Annotated in this window: 23 protein-coding genes; 21 read left to right on the top strand and 2 right to left on the bottom strand. The window is 39.5% G+C overall.

The features are described 5' to 3' along the window. Positions 1 to 3 precede the first annotated feature (3 nt). The 7 genes from BWGOE10_RS26700 (at position 4) to pyrG (ending at position 7,812) form a co-directional block, all read left to right on the top strand. Complete coding sequence (locus BWGOE10_RS26700) at positions 4 to 1,287, top strand: acetyl-CoA C-acetyltransferase (RefSeq protein WP_081338228.1); 1,284 nt, start codon at positions 4 to 6, stop codon at positions 1,285 to 1,287. A 56-nt stretch (positions 1,288 to 1,343) separates the two neighbouring features. Then, complete coding sequence (locus BWGOE10_RS26695; protein WP_070145605.1) at positions 1,344 to 2,195, top strand: 3-hydroxybutyryl-CoA dehydrogenase; 852 nt, start codon at positions 1,344 to 1,346, stop codon at positions 2,193 to 2,195. 72 nt (positions 2,196 to 2,267) lie between these two features. Continuing rightward, positions 2,268 to 3,398: an acyl-CoA dehydrogenase gene (locus tag BWGOE10_RS26690; protein WP_070145604.1), complete on the top strand. Its 1,131-nt coding sequence runs from the start codon at positions 2,268 to 2,270 to the stop codon at positions 3,396 to 3,398. A gap of 22 nt (positions 3,399 to 3,420) precedes the next feature. Then, the gene (gene acdA, locus BWGOE10_RS26685) at positions 3,421 to 4,560 is read left to right on the top strand and encodes an acyl-CoA dehydrogenase AcdA (RefSeq protein WP_070145603.1); all 1,140 of its coding nucleotides are present in this window, start codon (positions 3,421 to 3,423) and stop codon (positions 4,558 to 4,560) included. A 64-nt stretch (positions 4,561 to 4,624) separates the two neighbouring features. Next, positions 4,625 to 5,254, top strand: coding sequence for a TetR/AcrR family transcriptional regulator (locus BWGOE10_RS26680; RefSeq protein ID WP_070145602.1), 630 nt, complete (start codon positions 4,625 to 4,627; stop codon positions 5,252 to 5,254). A 165-nt stretch (positions 5,255 to 5,419) separates the two neighbouring features. Then, the gene (rpoE, locus tag BWGOE10_RS26675; protein ID WP_070145601.1) at positions 5,420 to 5,947 is read left to right on the top strand and encodes a DNA-directed RNA polymerase subunit delta; all 528 of its coding nucleotides are present in this window, start codon (positions 5,420 to 5,422) and stop codon (positions 5,945 to 5,947) included. 257 nt (positions 5,948 to 6,204) lie between these two features. Continuing rightward, a complete protein-coding gene (pyrG, locus tag BWGOE10_RS26670; protein ID WP_070145600.1) occupies positions 6,205 to 7,812 on the top strand; it encodes a CTP synthase in 1,608 nt (535 codons plus the stop codon). Positions 7,813 to 7,843: 31 nt separating this feature from the next. Here pyrG and BWGOE10_RS26665 read toward each other — a convergent pair whose 3' ends face one another. Further along, positions 7,844 to 8,368, bottom strand: a complete 525-nt coding sequence (locus BWGOE10_RS26665) for a DUF2529 domain-containing protein (protein WP_070145599.1) — start codon at positions 8,366 to 8,368, stop codon at positions 7,844 to 7,846. 202 nt (positions 8,369 to 8,570) lie between these two features. On the opposite strand from BWGOE10_RS26665, the gene spo0F reads away from it, so the two are divergent. From spo0F to BWGOE10_RS26590, 14 genes are all read left to right on the top strand, one after another. After that, a complete protein-coding gene (spo0F, locus tag BWGOE10_RS26660; RefSeq protein ID WP_000398592.1) occupies positions 8,571 to 8,939 on the top strand; it encodes a sporulation initiation phosphotransferase Spo0F in 369 nt (122 codons plus the stop codon). A gap of 211 nt (positions 8,940 to 9,150) precedes the next feature. Then, complete coding sequence (locus BWGOE10_RS26655; RefSeq protein ID WP_002068568.1) at positions 9,151 to 10,008, top strand: class II fructose-bisphosphate aldolase; 858 nt, start codon at positions 9,151 to 9,153, stop codon at positions 10,006 to 10,008. A gap of 349 nt (positions 10,009 to 10,357) precedes the next feature. Continuing rightward, the gene (murA, locus tag BWGOE10_RS26650) at positions 10,358 to 11,647 is read left to right on the top strand and encodes a UDP-N-acetylglucosamine 1-carboxyvinyltransferase (protein ID WP_070145598.1); all 1,290 of its coding nucleotides are present in this window, start codon (positions 10,358 to 10,360) and stop codon (positions 11,645 to 11,647) included. Positions 11,648 to 11,830: 183 nt separating this feature from the next. Further along, positions 11,831 to 12,796: a class II fructose-bisphosphatase gene (gene glpX, locus BWGOE10_RS26645; RefSeq protein ID WP_002113062.1), complete on the top strand. Its 966-nt coding sequence runs from the start codon at positions 11,831 to 11,833 to the stop codon at positions 12,794 to 12,796. A 503-nt stretch (positions 12,797 to 13,299) separates the two neighbouring features. Continuing rightward, positions 13,300 to 14,571 (top strand): transcription termination factor Rho, encoded by a 1,272-nt coding sequence (gene rho / locus BWGOE10_RS26635; protein WP_002123767.1) that lies wholly within the window; start codon positions 13,300 to 13,302, stop codon positions 14,569 to 14,571. A gap of 443 nt (positions 14,572 to 15,014) precedes the next feature. Next, positions 15,015 to 15,260, top strand: a complete 246-nt coding sequence (locus BWGOE10_RS26630; RefSeq protein WP_000643447.1) for a type B 50S ribosomal protein L31 — start codon at positions 15,015 to 15,017, stop codon at positions 15,258 to 15,260. A 110-nt stretch (positions 15,261 to 15,370) separates the two neighbouring features. Continuing rightward, complete coding sequence (locus BWGOE10_RS26625) at positions 15,371 to 15,955, top strand: thymidine kinase (RefSeq protein ID WP_000281086.1); 585 nt, start codon at positions 15,371 to 15,373, stop codon at positions 15,953 to 15,955. 340 nt (positions 15,956 to 16,295) lie between these two features. Next, entirely contained in the window at positions 16,296 to 17,363 is a 1,068-nt protein-coding gene (gene prfA / locus BWGOE10_RS26620; RefSeq protein WP_070145772.1) for a peptide chain release factor 1, read from the top strand. After that, complete coding sequence (prmC, locus tag BWGOE10_RS26615; RefSeq protein WP_070145596.1) at positions 17,363 to 18,214, top strand: peptide chain release factor N(5)-glutamine methyltransferase; 852 nt, start codon at positions 17,363 to 17,365, stop codon at positions 18,212 to 18,214. Before prfA ends, prmC begins: the two co-directional genes overlap by 1 nt. 308 nt (positions 18,215 to 18,522) lie before the next feature. Then, positions 18,523 to 19,383 carry a stage II sporulation protein R gene (spoIIR, locus tag BWGOE10_RS26610; protein WP_070145595.1) on the top strand — a complete coding sequence of 287 codons (861 nt, stop codon included), beginning with the start codon at positions 18,523 to 18,525 and terminating at the stop codon, positions 19,381 to 19,383. 49 nt (positions 19,384 to 19,432) lie between these two features. Then, the gene (locus tag BWGOE10_RS26605; RefSeq protein WP_070145594.1) at positions 19,433 to 19,891 is read left to right on the top strand and encodes a mechanosensitive ion channel protein; all 459 of its coding nucleotides are present in this window, start codon (positions 19,433 to 19,435) and stop codon (positions 19,889 to 19,891) included. 108 nt (positions 19,892 to 19,999) lie between these two features. After that, positions 20,000 to 21,040: an L-threonylcarbamoyladenylate synthase gene (locus BWGOE10_RS26600; protein ID WP_070145593.1), complete on the top strand. Its 1,041-nt coding sequence runs from the start codon at positions 20,000 to 20,002 to the stop codon at positions 21,038 to 21,040. A gap of 77 nt (positions 21,041 to 21,117) precedes the next feature. Next, complete coding sequence (locus tag BWGOE10_RS26595; RefSeq protein WP_002159774.1) at positions 21,118 to 21,666, top strand: manganese efflux pump MntP family protein; 549 nt, start codon at positions 21,118 to 21,120, stop codon at positions 21,664 to 21,666. Positions 21,667 to 21,879: 213 nt separating this feature from the next. Next, positions 21,880 to 22,158, top strand: a complete 279-nt coding sequence (locus BWGOE10_RS26590) for a DUF3935 domain-containing protein (RefSeq protein WP_070145592.1) — start codon at positions 21,880 to 21,882, stop codon at positions 22,156 to 22,158. Between the two features lie 212 nt (positions 22,159 to 22,370). On the opposite strand, the gene BWGOE10_RS26585 is transcribed toward BWGOE10_RS26590, so the two are convergent. Continuing rightward, positions 22,371 to 22,982, bottom strand: coding sequence for a flavin reductase family protein (locus BWGOE10_RS26585; RefSeq protein WP_070145591.1), 612 nt, complete (start codon positions 22,980 to 22,982; stop codon positions 22,371 to 22,373). Positions 22,983 to 22,987: the final 5 nt, after the last annotated feature.

Genomic DNA, 22,987 nt, shown 5'->3' with positions numbered 1-22,987 from the left:
GGAATGCATCCAACTTTAGAAAGAGGTGCAATAATTGCACCTCTTCTCAACGCAAGGATACCGAGCGAGCGCTCGGTGCTAAAAAAAGAAATGGGGGAAAGAAATATGAATAAAACAGTTATTTTAAGTGCTGCAAGAACACCGGTTGGAAAATTTGGGGGAACTTTAAAAGACGTGAAAGCAACAGAACTTGGAGGAATCGCAATTAAGGCAGCGCTTGAAAGGGCGAATGTTTCTGCTAGTGATGTTGAAGAAGTTATATTTGGAACGGTTATCCAAGGAGGGCAAGGACAAATTCCATCACGCCAAGCAGCAAGAGCGGCTGGAATTCCTTGGGAAGTGCAGACAGAAACAGTAAATAAAGTTTGTGCATCAGGACTTCGCGCGGTTACGTTAGCGGATCAAATTATTCGTACTGGTGACCAATCACTGATTGTAGCTGGTGGAATGGAATCGATGAGTAACAGCCCTTATATTTTACGAGGGGCAAGATGGGGATACAGAATGGGTAACAACGAAGTTATTGATTTAAACGTTGCAGACGGTTTAACATGCGCATTTTCAGGTATACACATGGGTGTTTATGGCGGAGAAGTTGCGAAGGAAGATGGAATCTCTCGCGAAGCACAAGATGAATGGGCATATCGTAGCCATCAACGTGCGGTTTCAGCACATAAAGAGGGGCGTTTTGAAGAGGAGATTGTACCAGTAACAATTCAGCAAAGAAAAGGCGATCCTATCGTCGTGGCTAAGGATGAGGCGCCGCGTGAAGATACAACGATTGAAAAATTAGCGAAATTAAAGCCTGTATTTGATAAGACGTCAGCAGTGACAGCAGGTAATGCTCCGGGACTAAATGATGGCGGTGCTGCACTTGTATTAATGAGCGAGGACAGAGCGAAGCAAGAAGGAAGAAAGCCATTAGCGACAATTTTGGCGCATACGGCGATTGCAGTAGAATCGAAGGATTTCCCAAGAACACCAGGTTATGCAATTAATGAATTGCTGAAAAAGACAGGTAAGACAATTGAAGAAATAGATCTATTTGAAATTAATGAGGCATTTGCGGCGGTAGCAATTGCAAGTACAGAAATCGCAGGGATTGATCCGGAAAAATTGAATGTAAATGGCGGTGCTGTAGCAATGGGGCATCCAATTGGAGCGAGCGGAGCACGTATTATCGTTACACTTATCCATGCACTGAAGCAGCGCGGTGGCGGAATTGGAATTGCTTCTATTTGTAGCGGTGGCGGTCAAGGTGATGCAGTGATGATTGAGGTTCATTAATTTATGTTCAGGAAATTTTTGGTTTATTAACAACTTATATTAAGGGGGAAGAAAGAATGGGTGTACAAAAAATAGTTGTAATTGGTGCAGGGCAAATGGGTTCAGGTATCGCACAAGTGTGTGCAATGGCAGGCTATGATGTGAAAGTGCAAGATTTAAAGCAAGAGCAGTTAGACCGAGGGCTAGCTGTTATTTCGAAAAATTTAGCCCGTCAAGTAGAAAAAGGCCGTATGAAGGAAGAAGAGAAAGAAGCGACTTTAAATCGTCTTACATGGACGCTCGATTTAAATAGTGTCAAAGAAGCGGATCTTGTTATTGAAGCAGCTGTTGAGAAAATGGATATTAAAAAGAAAATTTTTGCGAATCTAGATGAAATCGCTCCAGAACACGCAATTTTAGCGACGAATACGTCATCTCTACCAATTACGGAAATTGCAGCGGTAACGAAACGTCCTGAGAAAGTAATCGGCATGCACTTTATGAATCCAGTTCCAGTTATGAAACTCGTTGAAATTATTCGTGGTTTAGCTACAGATGATGCAGTTTATGAAACGATTGAAGATATTACGAAAAAAATCGGAAAAGTGCCAGTTGAAGTAAATGATTTCCCAGGATTTGTATCGAATCGTATTTTATTACCGATGATTAACGAAGCAATCTATACGTTATATGAAGGTGTAGCGACGAAAGAAGCAATTGATGACGTAATGAAACTCGGTATGAATCATCCAATGGGTCCTCTTACATTAGCTGATTTTATCGGTTTAGATACATGTTTATACATTATGGAAGTGTTGCATGAAGGATTAGGAGATAGTAAATATCGCCCATGTCCATTATTACGTAAGTATGTGAATGCAGGATGGTTAGGACGTAAAACGGGTCGTGGTTTCTACGTTTACGAATAAATTCCTCCCTTTATTAAAGTAGTGGTCTGACCAAATTATTAAAAAGATATATAGCAAACGGAGGCGAAGTACATGAATTTTCATTTTACTGAAGAGCAACAAATGATGAGGAAAATGGTTCGAGATTTTGCGCAGAAGGAAATAGCTCCCTTTGTTCCTAGTATGGAACAAGGGGTGTTCCCAAAAGAGATTTTGCAAAAGATGGGTGAGCTTGGACTAATGGGTATTCCAGCGCCTGCAAAATATGGCGGGGCAGAAATGGATTTTATTTCTTACATTCTAGCGATTGAAGAAATTTCAAAGGTAAGTGCAACGGTTGGTGTAATTTTAGCTGTACATACGTCAGTTGGAATGAATCCGATTTTGTATTTCGGAACAGAAGAACAGAAGCAGAAATATGTTTCTAAACTGGCGACTGGTGAATATTTAGGCGCATTTGCTCTAACAGAACCGAATGCAGGATCAGATGCAGGTAGTTTGAAATCAAGAGCTGTAAAGAAAGACGATCACTACATCATTAATGGATCGAAAGTCTTTATTACAAATGGTGGTGAAGCAAGTACATATATTGTCTTCGCGTCTACAAATCCAGATGAGGGGAAAAGCGGGATTTCAGCATTTATAGTAGAGAAAGATACACCAGGCTTAATCATCGGAAAAGATGAGCATAAGATGGGTCTTCTTGGTTCTCGTACAGTGCAACTTACGTTTGAAGATATGAAAGTGCCGGCCGAGAATTTACTTGGTGAAGAAGGACAAGGATTTAAGGTGGCAATGGCGAATTTAGATGTTGGGCGAATTGGAATCGGAGCGCAGGCATTAGGAATCGCGGAAGCGGCGCTTGCATGTGCGATTGATTATGCGAAAGAGCGTGAGCAATTCGGAAAGCCAATTGCGGCGCAGCAAGGACTCGGATTCAAACTTGCAGATATGGCGACTAGCGTAGAAGCAGCGCGATTACTTGTATACAGAGCAGCATCGCTAAGAGCACAAGGATTACCATGCGGTAAAGAAGCTTCTATTGCGAAATTATTTGCTTCTAAGACAGCTGTTGAAGTTGCGATTGAAGCGGTGCAAGTATTTGGTGGTTATGGTTATACGAAAGATTATCCAGTAGAAAGATTTTTCCGTGATGCGAAGATCACACAAATATATGAAGGAACGAGCGAAATACAAAAGCTTGTAATTAGTCGAGCTTTATAAAAAGGCAGAGGGGGAGACGGGAATGCATTTTAAATTATCAGAAGAACATGAAATGATAAGAAAAATGGTTCGGGATTTTGCAAGGAATGAAGTAGCACCGACAGCAGCAGAGCGTGATGAGGAAGAGCGATTTGATCGTGCTTTATTCGATCAAATGGCAGAGCTTGGTTTAACCGGTATTCCGTGGCCTGAAGAATACGGCGGAATTGGAAGCGATTACTTGGCGTATGTAATTGCCATTGAAGAGTTATCTCGTGTCTGTGCTTCTACAGGTGTAACGTTGTCGGCACATACTTCACTTGCTGGATGGCCAATTTTTAAATTTGGAACGGAAGAGCAAAAACAAAAGTTTTTGCGCCCAATGGCTGAAGGGAAGAAAATTGGTGCATATGGCTTAACAGAACCAAGCTCTGGATCAGATGCTGGTGGAATGAGGACGACTGCAAAGCGAGATGGAGACCATTACATTTTAAATGGTTCGAAAATCTTTATTACAAATGGCGGCATTGCTGATATTTATGTTGTTTTTGCATTAACAGATCCTGAGTCGAAGCAGCGCGGCACGAGTGCATTTATTGTGGAGAGTGATACGCTAGGATTTTCAGTTGGGAAGAAGGAAAGTAAATTAGGAATCCGCTCTTCGCCAACGACTGAAATTATGTTTGAAGACTGCCGTATTCCTGTAGAGAATCTGCTAGGGGAAGAGGGCCAAGGATTTAAAGTTGCGATGCAAACGTTAGATGGCGGCCGTAATGGTATTGCGGCGCAAGCGGTCGGGATTGCACAATCCGCTTTAGATGCTTCTGTAGAATATGCAAGAGAACGTCATCAGTTTGGGAAGCCGATTGCGGCGCAACAAGGAATTGGCTTTAAACTTGCAGATATGGCAACGGATGTAGAGGCAGCGCGTCTTTTAACATATCAAGCGGCTTGGCTTGAATCTGAAGGGCTTCCGTACGGGAAAGAATCAGCGATGTCAAAAGTATTTGCAGGTGATACAGCGATGAAGGTAACGACTGAAGCAGTACAAGTATTTGGTGGTTATGGTTATACGAAAGATTATCCAGTAGAGCGTTATATGCGCGATGCAAAGATTACACAAATATATGAGGGAACACAAGAGATTCAAAGGCTTGTAATTTCTCGTATGTTAACGAAGTAGGAACGAAAGCGTAGGTATTTTCCTACGCTTTTTACTTCCAAAAATAATAGAGAGAGGTGAAGGGATGGTTAAACATAATGTACATGCGTCAGTGAAAGATGAAAAATTAGTTGCGTTAAGGCGTGAACAAATGATTAAAGGTGCGGTGCAGCTGTTTAAGCAAAAAGGATTCCCGCGTACAACAACGAGAGAAATTGCGAAAGCGGCTGGATTTAGTATCGGAACACTTTATGAATATATTCGCACAAAAGATGATGTATTATATTTAGTTTGTGATAGTATTTATGAACATGTAAAAGAGCGATTAGAGGAAGTAGTGTGTACAGAGAAGGGAAGTATAGAAAGCTTAAAGATAGCGATAACGAATTACTTTAAAGTGATGGATGAACTGCAAGAAGAAGTATTAATTATGTATCAAGAGGTACGTTTCTTACCGAAAGAATCACTCCCATATGTATTAGAAAAAGAGTTTCAAATGGTCGGGATGTTTGAGGATATTTTAGAGCAGTGTACGGAAAATGGGACATTTACACTAAATAAAAAGGAAATACAGCTTCTTGCACATAATATTTTCATACAAGGACAAATGTGGGGATTTAGACGCTGGGCCCTGCAAAAACTGTATACTCTCGAAGAATATACAGAAATGCAAATTAGGTATGTACTGCAAGGAGCACATATGTCTCCGAAATAAAGAATGGACAAATTATAATTTTATTGCCCGCAAATAGCGGGATAAAAGTTTCCCGTTTTTTTTGTAGCATATTTGTGCGACTTTTGTTTATAATGAATAGTATGGATTTTTTTAAGCAGACCGTTGTATATAAGGTTATATTTGAAGAAAGGAAGTGCCGCATAAGTGAATTTTAAGCAATATTCACCAGAAGAGCTAAAAGAATGTTCAATGATTGAAGTTGTACATAGCGTTTTAGGGGATAAAAGACAAGCAACGACATTCAACGAGTTGGTTCAAGAAATCGCTCAAGTGCTGGGACTATCTCAAGAACAAGTTAATACGAAACTCGCACAATTTTATACAGATTTAAACATCGATGGACGTTTCATTAATTTAGGTGAAAATCGTTGGGGGCTACGTAGCTGGTACCCATATGAGCAAATTGATGAAGAAATTCTGCCTCAGCCAAAACCGAAGAAGAAACGCAAAGTTGAAGAGGACGGTTTTGACGACTACATTGAAGAAGATGATGTAGAAGATGATGTAGAAGAAGTAGAAGAAGATGTAGAAGATTTGGACAAGGTTCTTGAAGACGAAGACGCAGATGATGAAGATGATGATCTTGATGATTTAGAAGAAGATGATGAAGACTTCGCAGAAGAAGAACTTGAGTACGATGAAACTGAAGAAGAAGAAGAGGAAGAGCGGTAGTTCTTGACTTTTCATTATCGTCCATGTAGAATCATTTTTGGGCTCTTTAAAAAAAGACGATAATACTTTTAAAGTGTAAATATAAAAGAAAATTGCTCCCTACTTATTACTTTATGTGATGAGGGGAGCAATTTTCTTTTTTGTTTTTTGTTTAGAAAATAAAAAGAGCCTAACAATAAGATAGATACAGTGTTATCTACATACGTTGCGCTTTGCAACGGTGATTATATAACAACGAAGTAGAAGGGAGTATTTTCATGACTAAGTATATTTTTGTAACAGGCGGTGTAGTATCGTCTTTAGGAAAAGGTATTACAGCAGCATCTCTTGGAAGACTTTTAAAGAATCGTGGTTTAAACGTAACTATTCAAAAGTTTGATCCATACATTAACGTAGACCCAGGGACTATGAGCCCATACCAACACGGTGAGGTATTCGTAACAGATGATGGTGCAGAAACGGACTTAGACCTTGGTCACTATGAGCGTTTCATTGACATCAACCTAAACAAATACAGCAACGTAACAACAGGTAAAATTTACTCTTCAGTTCTTCAAAAAGAGCGTCGTGGTGAATATTTAGGAGGAACAGTTCAAGTTATTCCTCACATTACTAACGAAATTAAAGAGCGCGTATACCGTTCTGGTCGCGAAACAAATGCAGACGTTGTTATTACAGAAATCGGTGGAACTGTTGGTGATATTGAGTCTCTGCCATTCTTAGAAGCAATTCGTCAAATTAAGAGCGACATCGGTCGTGACAATGTAATGTACATTCACTGTACGTTAATCCCGTACTTAAAAGCAGCGGGTGAAATGAAAACAAAACCAACGCAACATAGCGTTAAAGAGCTTCGCAGCTTAGGTATTCAACCAAATATTATCGTTGTTCGTACAGAACTACCTGTTTCTCAGGACATGAAAGACAAGCTTGCATTATTCTGTGACATCGATACAAAAGCAGTTATCGAAGCACGCGATGCAGATACTTTATATGCGGTTCCATTATCTCTTCAAGAACAAAACATGGACCAAATCGTTTGCGATCACTTAAAATTAGACAATCCAGCTGCAGATATGACAGAGTGGACTGCGCTAGTTAATAAAGTGCGTAACCTTTCTAAGAAAACAAAAATCGCTCTTGTTGGTAAATACGTAGAGCTTCAAGATGCATACATTTCTGTTGTAGAAGCACTTCGTCATGCAGGTTATTCATTCGACACAGATGTAGAAGTTAAATGGGTAAACGCTGAGCACGTAACAGCAGAGAACGTAAAAGAATTAGTTGGCGATACAGATGGTATCCTTGTACCAGGTGGCTTCGGCGATCGTGGTGTAGAAGGTAAAATCGTTGCAATTCAATATGCTCGTGAAAACAAAGTTCCATTCTTAGGGATTTGTCTAGGTATGCAACTTGCATCAATCGAATTTGCACGTAACGTATTAGGATTAGAAGGAGCTAACTCTTCTGAAATTAATCCTGACACACCTTATGCAATTATCGATTTATTACCAGAACAAAAAGATGTAGAAGATTTAGGTGGTACACTTCGTCTTGGTCTATATCCATGTAAGCTTTCTGAAGAAACAAATGCTTACAATGCTTACAATGAGCCGGTTGTATATGAGCGTCATCGCCATCGTTATGAGTTCAACAATCAATTCCGTCCAGATATGGAAAAAGCAGGATTTGTATTCTCTGGTACAAGCCCAGACGGTCGTCTAGTTGAAATCATCGAATTAAAGGACCACCCTTGGTTCGTGGCAGCACAGTTCCACCCAGAACTTGTATCTCGTCCAAACCGTCCACAACCATTGTTCCATGACTTCGTAAGTGCTTCTATTACGAATAAAGAGAGCAAGTAATGAAAAAAGCGCCTGAAATAGGGCGCTTTTTTTAATATTCATTTAACATTTCATCAATTGTAAATTTCAATCCGTGATAAGCAAATAAAGCTATAATTAAACTTGGGAACCCGTAGCGGTTACCTTCATCATCTGGAATAAGACCCTTTAACAGTTTTGTATCAATATGTACATCTGTATATTGTTCTAACGATTCGGGACCTTCGTGAACAGCTGAGATACCGACGATAGATTGACCTTCTTCTTGAAGTTTTTTGGCAATCGTCACAACCTCTTCATCTGTCGAAAAACGACTAATAAGAAGTACGCGGTCGGCAGAAGTCACTGCCGCCAGTTCACCGTTTTCTATTAAACGTTTTGCTTGTTTCATTGGTTCGGCGCCAAATAATGCTTCTGAAACAATACCCTCCATTTCGTTTGTACCATGCAAGTAAATGAAGCCGTCGCCAACTAACGCCTGGGCAAGTAGACGAGCGCTATCTTCTATATTCATTTCCTCTTTTTGAGAAATTCTGGAGAAATATCCACTTAATTGAGTCGAGAAAATTTTTAACATGTTGTTGCTCCTTTCTTTCGTGTTAGCTGGTTCTCATTATAGCTTATTTTTTTTGGAAAGGGGAAATAGTAGGGTGGCATAACAAAATAGGAAACGGTAAAATAAGAAAGAATAGGAAGGGATTTGGCAAAGAGTAGCGAAAATAAACCGATAAGATATAAGAAGCTTTAAATCTTGTACTTACACAGAAAGGTTGGGAGTTATGGAAGGGAAAATTTTAATCGTTGATGATCAATATGGTATTCGTGTTTTATTGCATGAAGTGTTCCAAAAAGAAGGTTATCAGACGTTCCAAGCAGCGAATGGATTTCAAGCTTTAGATATCGTTAAAAAAGATAATCCAGATTTAGTAGTGTTAGATATGAAAATCCCAGGTATGGATGGTATAGAGATTTTAAAACATGTAAAAGAAATTGATGAGAGTATTAAAGTGATTTTAATGACTGCTTATGGAGAATTAGATATGATTCAAGAAGCGAAAGATTTAGGAGCTTTAATGCACTTTGCTAAACCTTTTGATATTGATGAGATTCGTCAAGCGGTGAGAGATCAGCTTGCTGTAGAGGCGTAAAAAATGAATTTTTTATAAAAAATATGGAAAAAAGCGTTTACATGGACTATTGAGCAGGTGAATACGGTTGAGTTTTTGAGTACAAGTTGTTATCCTATTGAGTGTAGAAAGAAGTCCGGTATGTAAATATACATATTTTACCTTATTCTGGTCATACTACCAGCGATAAGAACTTATCGGATACAAAAAACGTTTTTTAGGAGGATTCACCATGCCTTTAGTTTCTATGAAAGAAATGCTAAACACAGCACTAGAAGGAAAATACGCAGTTGGTCAATTCAACATGAACAACTTAGAGTGGACTCAAGCTATCTTAGCTGCTGCGGAAGAAGAAAAATCTCCTGTAATCCTAGGTGTATCTGAGGGTGCAGCTCGTCATATGACTGGTTTCAAAACAGTTGTAGCTATGGTTAAAGCTTTAATCGAAGAAATGAACATCACTGTTCCTGTAGCGATTCACCTTGACCATGGTTCAAGCTTCGAAAAATGTAAAGAAGCAATCGATGCAGGTTTCACATCTGTAATGATCGACGCTTCTCACCACCCATTCGAAGAAAACGTTGAAACTACTAAAAAAGTGGTAGAATACGCACACGCTCGTAACGTATCTGTTGAAGCTGAGCTTGGAACAGTTGGCGGACAAGAAGACGACATCATCGCTGAAGGCGTAATTTACGCTGATCCAGCAGAGTGTAAGCACCTTGTTGAAGCAACAGGTATCGATTGCCTAGCTCCAGCTTTAGGTTCTGTACACGGTCCTTACAAAGGTGAGCCTAACTTAGGATTCGCTGAAATGGAACAAGTTCGTGACTTCACTGGCGTACCTTTAGTATTACACGGTGGTACTGGTATCCCAACTGCTGATATCGTAAAAGCTATTTCTCTAGGTACTTCAAAAATTAACGTAAACACTGAGAACCAAATTGAGTTTACAAAAGCTGTTCGTGAAGCATTAAACAAAGACCAAGAAGTTTACGATCCTCGTAAATATATTGGACCTGGCCGCGACGCTATCAAAGCAACTGTTGCTGGTAAAATGCGTGAGTTCGGTTCTAACGGTAAAGCGTAAGAATAAAATTCCGTTTTGGAAACCGTCTAGTCTTTTAGACGGTTTCCTTTCGTTGTATAATGAAAGCGTGAACAAGTCTAAAGATTTTATAAAATGAATTTTTGGTTTGTGAATATAGAAAATAATGTGCATAGTCCTATTAATAAATGTGGTAAGTATCTGAATTGAGAAATTTGATTCGATGAATAGTTAATCTTCATCTATTTGTACAGCAGGGGAGCTACAGGTGATGGTTTTCTACTTATTGAGTTTGGATGGAAAGAGGGATTGAGATTCTTAAGGGGGAATCTTCTACTTCTCCTTATTAAAGAAGTAGAAGATAAATACATTCACAAGAAGGGAGCTCAATATGGAAAAGTTGCTAATTGAAGGCGGAAGAGCTTTAAATGGAACAATTCGCGTGAGTGGTGCAAAGAACAGTGCTGTTGCACTAATTCCAGCGACAATTTTAGCAGATACTCCAGTAACTATCGGTGGCGTTCCTAATATTTCGGACGTGAAAATGTTAGGAGACTTACTAGAGGAAATTGGAGGGAAAGTAACTTATGGGCAGGAAGAAGAGATGGTAGTCGATCCTTCTAACATGGTTGCGATGCCTTTACCAAATGGAAAAGTGAAAAAATTGCGCGCCTCTTATTATTTAATGGGTGCAATGCTTGGCCGTTTTAAAAAAGCTGTTATTGGGCTTCCAGGTGGATGTCATTTAGGGCCACGACCGATTGATCAGCATATTAAAGGGTTTGAAGCGTTAGGGGCACATGTTACAAATGAACAAGGTGCCATTTATTTAAGAGCAGATGAACTACGCGGGGCACGTATTTATTTAGATGTTGTTAGTGTAGGAGCTACGATTAATATTATGCTAGCGGCTGTACGAGCGACAGGTAGAACTGTTATTGAAAATGCAGCGAAAGAACCAGAGATTATTGATGTAGCTACATTGTTAACGAGTATGGGAGCGCGTATTAAAGGTGCTGGTACAGACGTAATCCGAATTGATGGTGTGGATTCTTTACACGGTTGTCACCACACTATCATTCCAGACCGTATTGAAGCTGGTACGTATATGATTTTAGGAGCAGCGTCAGGAGGAGAAGTAACAGTTGATAATGTTATTCCTCAGCATTTAGAATCCGTTACTGCGAAGCTAAGAGAAGCTGGTGTTCAAGTTGAAACGAACGATGACCAAATTACAGTGAATGGCAATAGAAGGTTAAAAGTAGTTGATGTAAAAACGCTTGTATATCCCGGGTTTCCAACAGATTTACAACAGCCGTTTACAACGCTTTTAACAAAAGCGCATGGAACAGGAGTTGTAACTGATACAATTTACAGCGCGCGTTTCAAGCATATTGATGAATTGCGCCGTATGAACGCGCAAATTAAAGTAGAAGGCCGTTCAGCAATTGTGACTGGACCTGTTTTATTGCAAGGTGCGAAGGTGAAAGCGAGTGACTTACGAGCTGGTGCGTCCCTTGTTATTGCGGGTTTAATGGCAGATGGCATTACAGAAGTAACAGGACTTGATCATATTGATCGAGGTTACGAAAATATAGTAGACAAGCTTAAAGGGCTTGGTGCAAACATTTGGAGAGAACAAATGACAAAGCAAGAAATTGAAGAAATGAAGAATGCATAAAGTGAAACTTTAATCAGTATGGGGTATCCCACGCCGATTATTAACCCTCACCAATCGGGATAAGGTGGTGATACTTCCGTTAATGGGGAGCGAAGGATCACTACTAACGGAAGTACACTTTATAGAGAAACAAGGTTCACAAAATACGGCAGAAATATAAAGACTTAAAGGAGAGGGATTATCGTGGAAAGAAGTTTATCTATGGAGTTAGTACGTGTAACAGAGGCTGCAGCATTATCATCAGCGCGTTGGATGGGGCTCGGAAAAAAAGACGAGGCAGATGGTGCAGCAACATCAGCTATGCGTGATGTATTTGATACAATTCCGATGAAAGGTACAGTTGTAATTGGCGAAGGTGAAATGGATGAAGCGCCAATGCTATATATCGGAGAGAAATTGGGTACAGGATATGGACCACGCGTAGACGTTGCAGTTGATCCTTTAGAAGGGACAAATATCGTAGCGGCTGGCGGCTGGAATGCGCTTGCTGTTATTGCAATTGCAGATCACGGCAATTTGTTACATGCTCCTGACATGTACATGGATAAAATAGCGGTTGGTCCAGAAGCGGTTGGTGCAGTTGATATTGACGCACCTATTATCGACAACTTACGTGCAGTTGCGAAAGCGAAAAATAAAGATATCGAAGATGTTGTAGCGACAGTTTTAAACCGTCCACGTCATCAAGCAATTATCGAAGAAATTCGTAAAGCTGGTGCTCGTATTAAATTAATTAACGATGGAGATGTAGCTGGAGCAATTAATACAGCATTTGACCGTACTGGTGTAGATATTCTATTCGGTTCTGGTGGGGCGCCCGAAGGAGTATTAGCTGCGGTTGCATTAAAATGCTTAGGTGGAGAAATTCACGGGAAGCTCTTACCTCAAAACGAAGCTGAATTAGCTCGTTGTAAAAAAATGGGTATTGAAGATATCAATCGTATCCTTCGTATGGAAGACTTAGTAAAAGGTGACGATGCAATCTTTGCAGCAACAGGTGTAACAGACGGAGAACTATTACGAGGCGTTCAATTTAAAGGTAGCGTCGGAACGACACAATCCCTTGTTATGCGTGCAAAATCAGGCACAGTACGCTTCGTAGACGGACGTCATAGCTTAAATAAAAAACCGAATTTGGTTATTAAATAAAAAGCGTAAGCAGCTCGTTCAGAATGGGAGGGGGATGGAGCTTCTGACGTAGAGGCTCTTTTTGCCTCGCAGGAAGAAGTGAAGCCACCGACCATTCTAGCTGCTGAAGCTGGATTAAATAAAAAGTGCAAGCGGCTCGTTCAGAATCGCAGGGCATTGGAGCTCCTGACGAAGAGGCGTTTTTTGCCTCGCAGGAAGAAGTGAAATGACCGGAGATTCTAGCCGCTGGAGCTGGATTAAATAAAAGCAGAAATGCCTTATCTATTCTTCTTTATAATAAGGTGAGTAGAAAAAAGTAAGAAATATAAAAGGCGAAGACAAATTTTCTTGTCTTCGCTTCTTGTATTTGTGTTTCAACGTATTGATTAAAACTAGATAAAAGGGTTACAATAGTGAATATTATCCTACTTGAACTTATTGCCTTTCATTATTATTTATTTGCCTTCCGTATTTTTTCCCTTTACCCATGTGAAAAGAGAATAACGTTAAAGTGTGGTGTCTGAATGAATTTGTCAATTGCAGCATTAGAAAACATGAAATTAAAAGAGTTATACGAGCTTGCGAAAGAATTTAAGATTTCGTATTACAGCAAGTTAACGAAAAAAGAGCTGATTTTCGCCATCTTAAAAGCTCGAGCAGAAAAAGAAGGTTTCTTTTTCATGGAAGGCGTATTAGAAATTATTCAATCAGAAGGATTTGGATTCCTACGTCCTATCAACTACTCTCCAAGCTCAGAAGATATTTATATCTCGGCTTCGCAAATTCGTCGTTTCGATTTACGTAATGGAGATAAGGTTTCTGGTAAAGTACGACCTCCGAAAGAAAATGAACGCTATTTTGGATTATTACAAGTTGAAGCTGTAAACGGAGATGATCCAGACTCAGCAAAAGAGCGTGTGCATTTCCCTGCATTAACACCGTTATACCCAGATCGCCAAATGAAATTGGAAACGGAAACGAAAAAGTTACCGACACGCATCATGGATTTAATCGCACCAGTTGGATTTGGACAACGTGGTTTAATTGTCGCGCCTCCAAAGGCTGGTAAAACAAGTCTGTTAAAAGAAATTGCACACAGTGTCACAACAAATCATCCGGAAGCAGAATTAATTGTACTTTTAATTGATGAGCGTCCAGAAGAAGTAACAGATATTGAACGTTCTGTTAAAGGTGATGTTGTAAGTTCTACTTTTGATGAAGTGCCAGAGAATCATATTAAAGTAGCTGAGCTTGTATTAGAGCGTGCAATGCGTCTTGTAGAGCATAAAAAAGACGTTGTCATTCTAATGGATAGTATTACCCGTTTAGCGCGTGCTTACAACCTTGTTATTCCGCCAAGTGGTAGAACTCTATCAGGTGGTATTGATCCAGCTGCTTTCCATAGGCCAAAGCGTTTCTTCGGTGCTGCACGTAATATCGAAGAGGGCGGTAGCTTAACAATTTTAGCAACAGCGCTTGTTGATACAGGTTCTCGTATGGATGATGTAATTTACGAGGAGTTTAAAGGAACTGGAAATATGGAACTTCACTTAGATCGCTCATTAGCTGAGCGCCGTATCTTCCCAGCGATTGATATTCGTCGCTCTGGTACGCGTAAAGAAGACCTATTAATTCCAAAAGAACATTTAGACAAGCTGTGGGGTATTCGTAAAACAATGCGTGATACACCAGACTTTGTTGAAGGTTTCTTACGTAAACTTCGTCAAACAAAGACAAATGAAGAATTTTTACAAAACATTGTTGCAGACTCAAAAAGGTATGTAACAACTAAGTAAAGGGAAAAGATTGGGACTCGCTTATTTCGTAGTAAGCGAGTTTTTTATGTTTTTAAGGGAATATTAGAGAGAGTAATATATGGGAAAAATTTTGTTTTTTGAGATGAAAATCATATTTTGTGCGAGAGAACCTTAGCCAATCAGAGCTAAGCGAGCCGCCTCCACTTTTAGGTAATATCCAGCTTCAGCGGCTAGAATCTCCGGTCATTTCGCTCTCTCGCTCGAAGCAAAAAGCGCTTCAAGGTCGAGAGCTTGAAGTGTCCTGGATTCTGAGCGAGCCGCTTGCGCTTTTAATTTTTAAAAAGACAAAAACAGGTAGTTGCAAAATGGAGTTAGCCTTGTTATAATTTCATCATATGTGTTTCATCAATATAGTTGTGTAAGCAGCTGAAGATGAAAAACTCTGTTTCGAAAATGATTCAGGGCGGAAGGAGATGAAAAGAATGAAAGCAGGAATCCATCCAAATTACAATAAAGTTGTATTTATGGACACGAACACTGGCTTCAAATTCTTAAGCGGGTCTACAAAAGGCTCTAGCGAAACTGTTGAGTGGGAAGATGGTAACACTTATCCATTACTAAAAATTGAGATCAGTTCTGATTCTCACCCATTCTACACTGGACGTCAGAAGTTTGCTACTGCAGACGGACGTGTTGACCGCTTCAATAAGAAATACGGTATTAAGTAATAAAGAACATAAAACAGGCAAGTGTATGTATTCGCTTGTCTGTTTTTTTTGCGAAAATATTAAACCTTTACCCTACTTTGGATTAGGAAAGTAGATGAAAGGAGAGCTCAATGTACTTAATGAATCAAAATGGTTGGATTGAAGTGATTTGCGGGAGTATGTTTTCTGGGAAATCAGAAGAGCTCATCCGCCGTATACGCCGTACGCAATTTGCGAAACAACATGCGATTGTATTTAAACCATGTATTGATAATCGTTATAGTGAAGAAGATGTTGTATCACATAATGGATTAAAGGTTAAAGCAGTTCCTGTTTCAGCTTCAAAAGATATATTTAACCATGTAACAGAAGAAATGGATGTTATTGCAATCGATGAGGTACAATTTTTTGATGGGGACATTGTGGAAGTGGTGCAAGTATTGGCAAATCGTGGCTATCGTGTCATTGTAGCTGGATTAGACCAAGATTTCCGTGGTCTACCATTTGGACAAGTTCCTCAGCTGATGGCGATTGCTGAACATGTAACTAAATTGCAGGCAGTTTGTTCTGCATGTGGATCTCCTGCAAGTCGTACGCAACGTTTAATCGATGGAGAACCAGCGGCATTTGATGATCCAATTATTTTAGTTGGGGCTTCAGAGTCGTATGAACCACGTTGTCGTCATTGTCATGCAGTACCTACAAAACAAAGATAAATGAAACTCGCTATGTAGAGCGGGTTTTTTTCGAAAATAGATGAAGATTGGTGGCCAGCTCTTCGTGTCTAAGAACCTCCGCTATTCAAGGTGAAGCGAGAGCACCTTAGCCAATCAGAGCTGAGCGAGCCGCTTGCGCTTTTAATATTATCTAGCTCCAGCGGCTAGAATGGTCGGTGGTTTCGCTTCTTCCTGCGAGGCAAAGAGCGCCGCTCTGTCAGAAGCTCCAACCTCCTCCCATTCTGAGCGAGCCGCTTGTGCTTTTAAATATAATTTGCGTTTTTTTGATTAAGTACCATATACTATTTGTATTAGATACTAGGATGTAGAGGTGAATGGTGTGTTAGATCGTTTGCAAGCTGTAGAAGATCGTTATGAGAAGTTGAATGAGTTGTTAAGCGACCCGGAGGTTATTAGCGATACAAATAAGCTTCGTGAGTATTCAAAAGAGCAATCTGATATTCAGGACACGGTAGAGGTGTACCGTGAGTATAAAGAGGTTCGTGAGCAATTACGAGATGCAAAAGCAATGTTAGAAGATAAGTTAGACGCTGATATGCGTGACATGGTAAAAGAAGAGGTTTCTGAATTAGAAGGACAAGAGAAAACATTATCAGAACGTCTGAAAATTTTACTTGTTCCAAAAGACCCTAATGATGATAAAAACGTTATCGTTGAGGTTCGCGGTGCTGCTGGTGGCGACGAGGCGGCTTTATTTGCTGGTGATTTATATCGTATGTATAGCCGTTATGCTGAGGTGCAAGGTTGGAAAACTGAAATTATCGAAGCGAGCTATACAGAGTTAGGTGGATATAAAGAGATTATCTTTATGATTAACGGTAAAGGTGCTTTCGCGAAGCTGAAATTCGAGAATGGTGCTCACCGTGTACAACGTGTTCCTGAAACGGAATCTGGTGGACGTATTCATACATCTACAGCAACTGTAGCTGTATTACCAGAGGCAGAAGAAGTAGAAATTAATATTCATGAAAAAGATGTTCGTGTTGATACGTTTGCTTCTAGTGGTCCTGGTGGACAAAGCGTTAATACAACGATGTCAGCGGTACGTTTAACACATTTACCGACTGGTGTAGTTGTATCTTGTCAGGATGAGAAATCACAAATTAAGAATAAAGAAAAAGCGATGAAAGTATTACGCGCACGTGTTTATGATAAGTTTAGACAAGAAGCGCAAGCTGAGTATGATCAAAACCGTAAACAAGCTGTTGGTACGGGAGATCGTTCAGAGCGTATTCGTACGTATAACTTCCCGCAAAACCGTGTTACAGACCATCGAATCGGTTTAACGATTCAAAAGCTAGATCAAATCCTACAAGGTAAGTTAGATGATTTCATCAATGCCTTAGTGATGGAAGATCAGGCGCAAAAGATGGAGGCAGCTGAGTAATGCGTGTCTATGAAGCCCTGAAATGGGCTTCTTCTTTTTTACAGGAAAATGGACGAGATGAAAATGCGGGAGAAATTGTCCTTTGTCATGTATTAAAGACGAACAGAACAGGAATGCTCATGAATATGCGTGAAGAAATAACTGCGGAACAAGAGAAAAGTTTTGCAGAATTTATCCACAAGCACGTAGAAGGTATTCCGATCCAATATATGCTCGGTTATGAAATGTTTTATGGCCGATCATTCTTTGTAAATGAAGAGGTATTGATACCAAGACCGGAAACAGAGGAGCTTATAGTTGGAGTGCTAGAGAGAATTGAGCGCCATTTCGGTAATGAGGAGCTTCACATAGCGGATATTGGAACAGGTAGTGGAGCAATTTCTATTACGCTCGCTTTAGAAAATAAAAATCTTCATGTGTATACAGTAGATATCGCACAGGAGTCGATTGAAGTTGCAAAAGAAAATGCAAAAACTTTAGGGGCGGATGTAACCTTCTATCACGGCGATTTACTGTCTCCGTTTTATGAAACAGGTCAGAAGTTAGATGTTGTGGTTTCCAATCCTCCGTACATACCAGAGGAAGATTGGCGTGGTCTTTCTACTGTTGTGAAGGAGCATGAACCGAAGCGTGCGCTTGTTGGTGGGGAAGATGGACTAGATTTCTATCGTCGTTTTATGGAGGAATTGCCGAATGTATTACAGAAAAAGGCGATTGTGGCGTTTGAAATTGGTGTAGGGCAAGGTGAAGATGTGAAAGCATTATTACAGCAAACTTTCCCGCACGCTCAAGTTGAAGTTGTATTTGATATTAATGGAAAAGATCGCATGGTATTTGCAGAGATGGAGTAAGGCATAAGCCTTACTCTATTTTTTGTATAAAAAATTCGTAACTACTCAGCCATACATTTCATTTAGAATTTTGGTAAGGAGTATTATTCCAGCGAAAATACGCACCTTATTACCCATAGAAAGTTATTTTTATTTTTTAGCATATAGATTGCTGTCATAAAGATAAAAAGGGACATACACCTTGCTGCCAGTCCCTCTCGCCCATTAAAAAAATGCTTTTCTATCGGTTTTTTATATAGATTTTGAATTTAATAGTTTAGAAAGAAGTAACTCTGTCCACACTGTTTCTAGAGGGGACGGTGGAGGAAATGAAAAAACAAGTTATTGCTTACTTTCTTTTATTATTAATTGGTGCACAGTTACTTGTGCAGTTTGGATATATGAAAGCTGATGCAAAAGGGCCTACTGTTATTCCGAAAGAGGCCGTTCGATTACGTATTTTAGCTAATAGTGATTCTGATAAAGATCAGGCATTAAAACGTAAAGTACGTGATGAAGTGAAAGCGCAAATTGATGGATGGGTAGCAGATTTAACGTCATTTGAAGAAGCTCAAAAAGTAATTCAAAATCATATTCCTGAAATTGAAAAGACAGTGGAGAATACGCTGAAAAGAGAAGGAAGTAAAGAGGCGTTTCAAGTGAAATTCGGTAAGAATGTGAAGTTTCCTACAAAGGTATATGGGAATTTTATTTATCCGGCAGGAGAATATGAAGCGGTACTTATTACAATTGGAAAAGGTGAAGGTGCAAACTGGTGGTGTGTGTTATTTCCGCCGATGTGTTTCTTAGATTTTTCAAGTGGTACAGCTGTAAGGAAAGAAGAACATGTTGTGAAAGCTGAATCTCCTGAAGAGGAGCAGGTGAAACAATCAGATGAGGAAGTAGAGGATGTACCGGAGAAGAAAGAGGATAAGGTGAAAGAAACAAAAGTAGTGAAGCCGGAAAAAGCTGAAAAAGTAACAGCCCAGGAAAAGAAAGTAGTAAAACATGAAACGCAAGTAGAAGAACAGCCTGTAAAAAAAGTAGAAACAAAAACTGTGGAAAAAGTGGAGAAACCTGTGGAGCAAAAACAAGAAAAGCAAAATGAGTATGTAACAGTAGAAGAGGAAGAGAAACCAGAGGTTAAATTATTTATCGTCGAAGCTTTTACAGCTTTATTCTCTAAATAGTACTATTAATAAATCCTTCCTCATATATATCAATGAGGAGGGATTTACTATGAAGAACGTGTATTTTGCTACGAAAGCAGATGTAGAAAGATTGCATTCTTTTTTCGGACAAGCTAATAAAAAAGATGATAAAATAAATGAGTTGTACGCACAATTTATGATCTTGGAAGAGGCGGGAGAAATACGAGCGGTAATTGGATATGAACAAAGTGGAGAAAATGCACTTATCCGTTCTTGTTTATTCACACCTAATGTGGATAAACAGACTTTCTTATATTTTTTTGAAATGTTTTTGCAGTATATGAAAGAAAAAGATATTCGACAATTGTACTTACTCACAAATCATCCACAATCTGTGACAATCTTTCAGTTTTTTAACTTTGTCATTATAGAGAAAGAGAAAGTGCCAGAGGGAATTCGACAGTTAGAACACTTTTGTAAAAATATAAAAGAGCTAAATGCAATAATACTAAATTGTCAGCTATTCACAAAGTTATCCACGGATTAACAAGGTTTATCCACATTTTGTGGATAAACCTTGTTTGTCTTTTGGATAAATCTCATAGTAAACTAAAAATAGACAAGTATTTCATGGTAGAAAAGGACGTGGGAAAAAATGCATACAAATATGTGGATTGTGGATAATGTTGTGGAAAGAAAAAAATATTATCCACAATTAAAAGAAGCAGCGAGATTATTAAGAGAAAATGAAGCGGTGGCCTTCCCGACGGAAACGGTATATGGGTTAGGAGCAAACGCAATGGATGATGAAGCGATAGCGAAAATTTTTGAAGCAAAAGGGAGACCGAGCGATAATCCACTGATTGTCCACATAGGAACAAAATCTCAGTTAGATGGTATTGTAAGAGAAATTCCGCCGGTTGCAGAAAAGTTAATGGAACATTTTTGGCCAGGACCATTAACAATCATTTTACCGAGAAAAAAAGGGATTTCAGAGAGGGTCACGGCAGGACTTAATACAGTCGGAGTGAGGATGCCGGATCATCCAGTAGCGCTCGCTCTTCTTGAAGAGGCAAACGTGCCTGTTGCGGCACCGAGTGCGAATCGTTCAGGACGCCCAAGTCCAACGTTAGCTTCTCATGTATATGAAGATTTAAATGGAAAAATTGCTGGTATTGTTGATGGCGGGGCAACAGGAGTAGGAGTTGAATCAACTGTAATTGATTGTACGAGCGAGGTTCCGACGATTTTACGTCCAGGTGGGATTACGAAGGAGCAATTAGAAGCAGTGATAGGAAATGTTTCTTTAGATCCAGCTTTAAAGGATGAGAAAGAAAAACCGAAATCACCTGGAATGAAATATACACATTATGCACCGAAAGCGCCACTTAGTATTGTTGAAGGGTCCCGTGAGTTTATTCAACGTATTGTGGATGAGAAAAAGAAAGAAGGATTTAAAGTAGGTGTCTTAACGACAGAAGAGTATCAGCGTGTGTATAGTGCAGATATTGTATTGTCTTGCGGTGTGCGAAGCGATTTAGCCAGCGTTGCGACTAAGTTATATGATGTGCTTAGAACGTTTGATGCAAGTGAAGTAGATGTCATTTTTAGTGAATCATTCCCAAATGAAGGAATAGGAAATGCAATTATGAATCGTTTAACAAAAGCTGCGGGACATCATATTATCACTGAATGATAATGTACCTTTAGCAAACAGAATATTTCTCCTCGGATAAGCATATTGTGAAGTAGCACGTCCGAGGGGGGATATGAATGACACTTGAACAATTAATACCTTTAATAATTATGGCATTTGCCCTGGGGATGGATGCATTTTCAGTGAGCCTCGGTATGGGGATGGTAACATTAAAGTTAAGACAAATCCTTTATATCGGTATGACGATTGGGATATTTCATATTATTATGCCATTTATCGGAATGGTATTAGGACGTTTTCTATCAGAGAGGTATGGGGATGTCGCGAATTTTGCAGGAGCTATTTTATTAATTGGGCTAGGGTTTTATATCGTATATTCGTCTATTTTAGAAGGGGAAGAGACTAGAACTGCTCCAATTGGAATTAGTTTATTTGTATTTGCATTTGGTGTCAGTATAGATAGTTTTTCAGTAGGTCTTAGTCTTGGAATTTACGGAGCAGAGACAATTATTACGATATTACTATTCGGACTAATAAGTATGTTACTAGCTTGGATGGGTTTATTGCTTGGTAGCCATGCCAAAAATATGCTTGGCACATACGGTGAAATAGTAGGTGGTATTATTCTTGTTGGATTTGGATTATATCTCCTTTTTCCTATATAATTTTATACGAAGGTGGAAAATATGAATAGGTTGCTGAAATGGTATGTCGTATGTATAACTTTTTTTCCAAGGTGGTTACGTAGGCTTATCTTTTGGGGCATTATTTTGCAAATTGCGGTTTTAGGTTGGGTTAAATTGATTCGTGAATGGTGAGTTAATTCCTTTCTGTGCATTTGAAGACAATACGCCGCAAATATAGAAAGGGTGGTATAAATGACGAGATTAAAACAAGTTTTTGGTATTATTATTAGTTTTTTTGTTTTTTGGTTTAGTATGCTCGGTGTACAAATGTTTGCTGAGTTTTTAGATATCGAATCATTAAAATTTGTTGCAGGAAAAACGGAGGCGGCGCGTGCCTTTTATTCTCCGTATCCATTCGTAATTGTTTTCCTTATTACATTACTTTCTTTATATTTCTTTGTTATAAAGCTTGGTAAATCTAAAAAAGGGAAATTACCTGCAATAGAGGAGAAGAACGAAGAATTACAATAAAAAAATCCCCCGCTTTAAGCGGGGGATATTATGTTTGAGTGATGAAAGACTCCAATGCCCTATGATTCTGGACGAGCCGCCTCCACTTTTAGGGTGATATCTAGCTCCAGCGGCTAGAATGGTCGGTGGCTTCGCGTCTTCCTGCGAGGCAAAAAGCGCCTCTACGTCAGAAGCTCCATCCTCCTCCCATTCTGAGCGAGCCGCTTCTGCTTTTAAATTGGCCTTACTAATTCAAATTGTTCTCCTAGTTTTGCGTAGTTGTGTCCTGCTAGGCGGCTTATTGGTTTTAGTTCTTCGGCGTGAATTCGGCCGTTTTCGTATAAGTGTTCTGCGACGTGGAAGCGAACGACACGGCCAATTAGTAGGTCACAAGCTGGAGAGTCTTCGGTTCCACCGAGCGGGATAGCGCGTTCTAATACGCATTCCATTCGAATGTTTGCTTCTTTCACCCCTGGTACTGAAATGACATCACTGTCGATCGGTGTTAGTTTTGCCAATTCGATTTCACTTTCATTAGGAGGTAGGTTGGCCGCTGTTTCGTTAATTGCTTCTACGTAAGATTCATCAGAAATATGTACGACAAATTCGCCTTTTTCGATTGTGTTTCGGGAAGTGTCTTTCGGTTTTCCTTCTTTTCGTTGTACTGAAACCGAGATAAGTGGTGGATTGGCAGCGACGATATTGAAATAACTATATGGCGCACCGTTCAATACACCATCTTTAGTTACAGAAGTAACGAATGCAACAGGACGTGGAATAATACTTCCTGTTAGTAATTTGTAATTATCTTTTTCGGTTTGTTCGTTTGGATTAATGGATAACATGTTGT

The organism is Bacillus mycoides (assembly GCF_001757995.1).
GTDB classification, from domain to species: Bacteria; Bacillota; Bacilli; order Bacillales; family Bacillaceae_G; genus Bacillus_A; species Bacillus_A mycoides_B.
Note: the sequence above shows the minus strand (reverse complement) of the source record. Positions and strands in the feature narration are given on the sequence as shown.